A 5,670-nucleotide genomic window follows, 5' to 3' on the forward strand; every position below is an offset into this window, starting at 1 on the left:
TTTTCCACAATCAATTTCTACCTATTTCTATAAATTTCAATCTATTTCTATTATCTTATCTCCATATCACTCTTATCTCCTTATCCCCTTTCTTACACTTTTGATATATAGCCTGAACGGTTACCTAATTTCTTTAATTCTCTGTGAACTCTATGCCTCTGTGGCTGAACGATTACCTTACGGATTAATGAGATAAAAAGGAGTAATTAAAATGGCTATAGCAAGAGCACAAACAGTTCCAAGATTAACCTGGATGCAGCAGGCAGATATATTAATCGCGATATTTATACTTTGTATCATCGTAATGCTGGTTATTCCACTACCACCATTATTTATTGATTTATCCATCGCTATGAATTTAACCTTAGCCATTGTGGTTATTTTATCTGTGAGTTACTTATCTAAAGTTACTGATTTTTCTGTATTTCCATCTCTTTTATTGGTAACGACTGTGTATCGGTTAGCGATTGAAGTTTCTACCGCAAGACTTATTCTCAACGGACGGGGTGGAGAGGTAGGGATTGTGCGGACATTTGGAACATTTGTCGTGGGCGGGAATTTAGTTGTTGGGATTGTGATATTTCTGATTTTAGTTATAATTCAACTTTTAGTGATTGTGCGAGGGACAATGCGGGTTTCAGAGGTAGCGGCAAGATTTACCTTAGATGCTATGCCAGGCAGACAGATGGCGATTGATGCGGATTTGAATGCGGGTTATATTACGGAAAAAGAGGCGGCAGATAGACGAATGCAAATCCGTAAAGAAGCAGATTTCTACGGTGCAATGGATGGTGCGGCAAGATTTGTTCAGGGAGATGTTATTGCTGGTGTGGTTATTGCCGCTATCAATATCATCGGTGGCTTAACGATTGGTGTTTTAATGCGTGGTGAACCATTAGCCGATGCATTCCACGATTATACAACTTATACCGTTGGCTGTGCACTTTCGGCTCAAATACCAGCATTCCTCATCTCCGTGGCTACAGGTTTAATCGTGGCAAGGGCGGCTACTGAAGAAAATTTAGGATTAGATGCGGTTAATCAATTAACCGCTCAACCCAGAGTGTTATGGATAGCCACCGGCTCTTTAATCTTCTTCTTACTTACGCCTTTACCTAAAATTCCTTTGATTCTTGTTGCCACAACCATTGGCTCAATCGCTTATTTAATGAGTAAATCGTTGAAGGTAGAAGAAAAGAAAACAGTAGAGGAGAAAAAGAAAAAGGAGTTAGAATGGCTTAAAAAACCTGAAAGTGTCACCTCTTTACTGGCTATGGACCCAATGGAACTTGAGATTGGCTATGCACTCATCCCTCTTGTTGACCCGGAACAAGGTGGGGATTTATTAGATAGAGTGACTATGCTTCGCCGACAATCAGCCCTTGAATTAGGAATAGTTGTTCCGCCAATTAGAATTAGAGATAATATTCAACTAAAACCAAATACTTATGTTATTAAAATAAGAGGATTTGAGATAGGTAAAGGCACTATAAAAATCGACCGGTATCTGGCAATGAATCCCGGAACAATAACTGAAGAAATAGAAGGCGAGACAACAATAGAACCCGCCTATGGTTCTCAGGCTATCTGGATTAAAGAAGAACAAAGAGAAGAGGCAGAGAAAATGGGCTATTCCATAATTGACCCTCCAACAATTATCTCAACTCATCTCCAGAAAATAATAAGACAAAACGCCCCGGATTTAGTTACCAGACAGGATGTTCAAAGTTTAATAGATACCCTCAAACAAAATCATCCAACAGTCGTTGCAGAATTAATCCCCAGCCAATTAAGTTTAGGTGAGGTTCAGAAGGTATTACATAATCTTTTACGAGAGGGGATTTCAATTCGTGATTTATTAACTATTGCTGAGGTATTAGCGGATTGGGCACCAAAAACCAAAGATATTGGCTTTCTAACTGAACAGGTAAGGATGAGTCTGGCAAGACAGATTATTCGACAATATTCGAGAGATGGCATTTTATCCGCCATCACCTTACATCCAAAATTAGAGAATGAAATGGCTGATAATCTTCAACAAACATCAGAAGGAGAACAAGTTATACTTGACCCAATCAGACTTCAGAAGATTATTCTGGCACTTCAGGAAGAGATAAAGAAAAATATTAAGGAAGACCCTGTTATTTTATGTTCTCCCAGAATAAGAAGGCATTTTAAAAATTTAATTATGAACTCAATCCCTCAAATAGGTGTTATATCATATAATGAAATAACAAATGTCGAAGTAAAATCAGTGGGGATGGTGAGTGTATCATGATGAAATATAAAACTTATGAGGCATTAACTTTACAGCAAGCGATATTAAAAATGACGATTGACCTGGGAAAAGATGCGTTATTAGTCAGTCATCGAAATATACGCAAAGGTGGGGTATGGGGATTATTTGGGCAAAAAATGGTTGAGGTAACAGCGGCTGTGCCAATGAAATCTGTTCCTGTGCCACCAACTTTACCTAAAACATCTCAAATCATCACCTCGTCTGCTACCCCGCCCCCGGCACAACGAGTCATCTATTCTACTCCAACTCCACCTCAACCTTCTATTTACTACCCATCTCCAAAACCATCACCTCCCCTAAAGGGAAAAGAGGTAGATACTACTTCGGCTGTCCATAAAGAACTTCTGGAGATAAAGGCAAAAATGGAGAGTATGCTTGGCGAAGTCCGAGGCGGCAAAGGACCTACTTACAAATATCCAGGTAAATCAGGAGAGTTATACATCCGATTACTCCAGAATGAAGTGGATGAAACATTATCTGAAACATTAATTAAAAGAGTAATTGCTGAATCACCAGGACCCCTTTTAGAAGACGAATATTATATCGAAGAAAGACTCAGGAATCATATTAGTAGTCTGATTAAAATAGGTAGTCCTATTCAACTTGTTGATGGTAGCCCAAAGATAATCTGTTTAATCGGTCCAACAGGCATTGGTAAGACAACAACATTAGCTAAATTAGCCGCAGATTTTGCCTTTGAAAAGCGTAAAAAGGTAGCGATTATAACCGTTGATACATACCGTATTGCGGCTGTCGAGCAACTCAAGGCTTATGCCGAGATATTAAATCTACCATTAGAGGTCGTATTTACGCCTTCTGAATTTAAAACGGCTATTGATAAATCCTCTGAGTCTAATCTGATTTTGATTGATACCGCCGGCAGGTCTCAACGAAATTCTATGCAATTGGTTGAACTAAAAAGCTTTATTGATTCCGCAGGCTATCGCCTTGAGATTTTTCTACTATTAAGTGCCACAACCAAGGATAAAGAATTAATTGATATTGTTGATAATTTTAAAAAGGTCTCTTTTCATAAACTCATATTTACGAAATTGGATGAAACGGTTACCTTTGGTCCAATATTGAATCTTTCAACACAGATTCCACAAGGGATAGCTTATGTTACTACGGGACAGAATGTTCCTGAAGATATTGAAGAGGCTAATGCCAATAAATTGGCGAAATTGATTATACAGTAGGAGGCGAAGGGTCATTTCCTGCACTCTACTTCTCAAGAGGTGAAATCAATGTTAGACCAGGCAGAAAATCTTAGACAACTGGTTAGACAAAGACAGATTGAAGAAGGGTTTATGTTGCCCGGCTGTAAGATAATAACCATAACAAGTGGTAAAGGAGGCGTTGGAAAAACTAATCTAACTGTAAATTTAGCCATCTCTTTTGCCTTAATGAATAAACGGGTCCTGATTTTAGATGCAGACCTGGGATTATCAAATGTAAATATTGTCATTGGTTTAGTGCCACCACCAAAATATAATCTATTTCATGTCATTAGCGGGCAAAAGGAGATTAAGGAGATTTTGGCTGATGGTCCCTGCGGCGTGAAGGTGATTACCGGGGCAGTTGGAGTTACCAGACTTTCCAATATTTCAGCCAGAAAACGCAAACAATTTATTGACAAATTAAGTAGTTTATTTGACTCATTTGATTTGATTTTAATTGATACCTCTGCGGGTATTTCACCAAATGTGCTATCATTTATCTTAGCCGCTAATGAGGTAGTGTTAATTACTACCCCTGAACCCACGGCTATTGCTGATGCTTACGGCGTAATAAAGGCAAGTTCATCTATGAACAATGATGTTAACCTGAAATTAGTGGTTAATAGAATAACAAATATTATGGAAGGGAAAAAGGTTGCTGACCGAATAGTAAATATCGCCGGTCAATTCTTAAATGTCAAGGTAGAAAATGTTGGGTATCTTTTAGATGACCCTGTGGTGGCAAGGGCAGTTAGGGAACAAGCACCGTTCTTCCTCGCTTATCCAAAATCAAAGGCAACAGATTGTATTTATCACATCCGTAATAAACTGGCTAATATACCTGATGATTCACTTAAGTATGGCATTAAGGGGTTTTTCAAACGATTATTTAGTTCAAATGGAGATGAACATCTATGGGATTAAAGATGGGTTTTTCGGTTGCTTTAATTAGTTCTTTTATTAACGGAGTAGTTACTTATTTTAAATTTTATCAGTATATCTCCAATGCTGAATTAGTTCTATTGATATTCTTACGAGTCCTGATTACATTTATTATATTTTTTGGATTAACCATAGGGATTTATGTATTTCTACAAAAGGAAATACCACAAATATCTGGTAAAAAAGTGCGTCCAAAAAAACCAACAAAAATAGACTATGTCTTACCCTCTGTTTCTCCTGCTGGAGAGAAAATTACAAAAACAGAGGAAAAAGAAACACAGTCAGAAGAAACAATAAAACAGGATGCAGAAGCATTGGCTATGGTAATAAAAACAATGATGGCGGAAGAATAAACTGGTAATTGGTAAGTGGTAATTGGTAACTGGTAATTGGTAATTGGTTAAATAGTTTCGTCCTGAGCTCAGCCGGTAATCCCTCAGTTATCAGTGGTAAAAACTAAATAGAAATTTTCTCTCGCAAAGACGCAAAGTTCGCAAAGATTATAATTTATTCCTTTGCGTTCTTTGCGCCTTAGCGAGAAATTTAATCTTTATGCCTTTCTTCCACCAATAACTGACCGATTACCTCAGCCGAACGGTATTTAATTACCAGTTACCAATTACCAGTTACCAGAATCGAATTCCGTGCGTTATTTGTTCAACACGACATTAGGACCTGGTTTTCTGGAGAGCATCTATCACAATGCCTTGAAGGTTGAGTTTGCAAGACAGAACATCATCTTTGAATCAGAAAAAGAAGTCAAGATATTCTATCAAGGTGTTGAGGTTGGGATTCATAGACTTGATCTTTTTGTTGAAGATGAGATTGTGGTAGAGATTAAAACTGTTGAGGAGATAAGTGGGAAGTATTATAATCAGGTTAGATCCTACCTTAGAGCAGTGGATAAAGAAATAGGGTTACTGGTAAATTTCGCAGACTCCGGGATTGATGTCCGAAGGGTGGAGCAAGAAAAAGTTTGAGCCATTTCTCCAATTCTCCCTTTTCCCCATTTCCCCTGAAAATAGGCTGAAGGCTGAAGGGTATAGGCTGAAGTTTTGAACGCTGTTTCCTTCAGCCTTCAGCCTTTATTTTCATCGTCCTCGTATAATATATATTGTTGGTCATTTTGAATGCCACAATCCTAATTCCTTATTAAAGCCCCCAAGATTGGGGGGTGGGGGTTGAAAATAAAATTAAAAAATTAATTAT

Annotated in this window: 6 protein-coding genes; all 6 read left to right on the plus strand. The window is 37.9% G+C overall.

Annotated features, from left to right (window positions below; translation table 11 throughout):
* On the plus strand, positions 1 to 196 hold a 196-nt coding region (locus tag AB1422_16000), incomplete at its 5' end, for a hypothetical protein (protein MEW6620812.1).
* Between the two features lie 15 nt (positions 197 to 211).
* Positions 212 to 2,278 (plus strand): flagellar biosynthesis protein FlhA, encoded by a 2,067-nt coding sequence (flhA, locus tag AB1422_16005; protein MEW6620813.1) that lies wholly within the window; start codon positions 212 to 214, stop codon positions 2,276 to 2,278.
* Positions 2,275 to 3,498 (plus strand): flagellar biosynthesis protein FlhF, encoded by a 1,224-nt coding sequence (flhF, locus tag AB1422_16010; GenBank protein ID MEW6620814.1) that lies wholly within the window; start codon positions 2,275 to 2,277, stop codon positions 3,496 to 3,498. The genes flhA and flhF overlap by 4 nt, the downstream gene beginning before the upstream one ends.
* 48 nt (positions 3,499 to 3,546) lie before the next feature.
* On the plus strand, positions 3,547 to 4,443 hold the full coding sequence (locus tag AB1422_16015; protein ID MEW6620815.1) for a MinD/ParA family protein: 897 nt from the start codon (positions 3,547 to 3,549) through the stop codon (positions 4,441 to 4,443).
* Entirely contained in the window at positions 4,434 to 4,814 is a 381-nt protein-coding gene (locus AB1422_16020) for a hypothetical protein (GenBank protein ID MEW6620816.1), read from the plus strand. The genes AB1422_16015 and AB1422_16020 overlap by 10 nt, the downstream gene beginning before the upstream one ends.
* A 291-nt stretch (positions 4,815 to 5,105) precedes the next feature.
* Positions 5,106 to 5,441: a GxxExxY protein gene (locus tag AB1422_16025; protein MEW6620817.1), complete on the plus strand. Its 336-nt coding sequence runs from the start codon at positions 5,106 to 5,108 to the stop codon at positions 5,439 to 5,441.
* The last annotated feature ends 229 nt before the right edge of the window (positions 5,442 to 5,670 follow it).

The sequence above is a fragment of the bacterium genome, from assembly GCA_040757115.1.
GTDB lineage: Bacteria > UBA9089 > CG2-30-40-21 > CG2-30-40-21 > SBAY01 > JBFLXS01.

Bases quoted from the DNA above. Each gene is read 5' to 3' on its own strand.
- flhA (MEW6620813.1), top strand. From the start codon at position 212: ATGGCTATAGCAAGAGCACAAACAGTTCCAAGATTAACCTGGATGCAG.
- flhF (MEW6620814.1), top strand. From the start codon at position 2,275: ATGATGAAATATAAAACTTATGAGGCATTAACTTTACAGCAAGCGATA.
- AB1422_16015 (MEW6620815.1), top strand. From the start codon at position 3,547: ATGTTAGACCAGGCAGAAAATCTTAGACAACTGGTTAGACAAAGACAG.
- AB1422_16020 (MEW6620816.1), top strand. From the start codon at position 4,434: ATGGGATTAAAGATGGGTTTTTCGGTTGCTTTAATTAGTTCTTTTATT.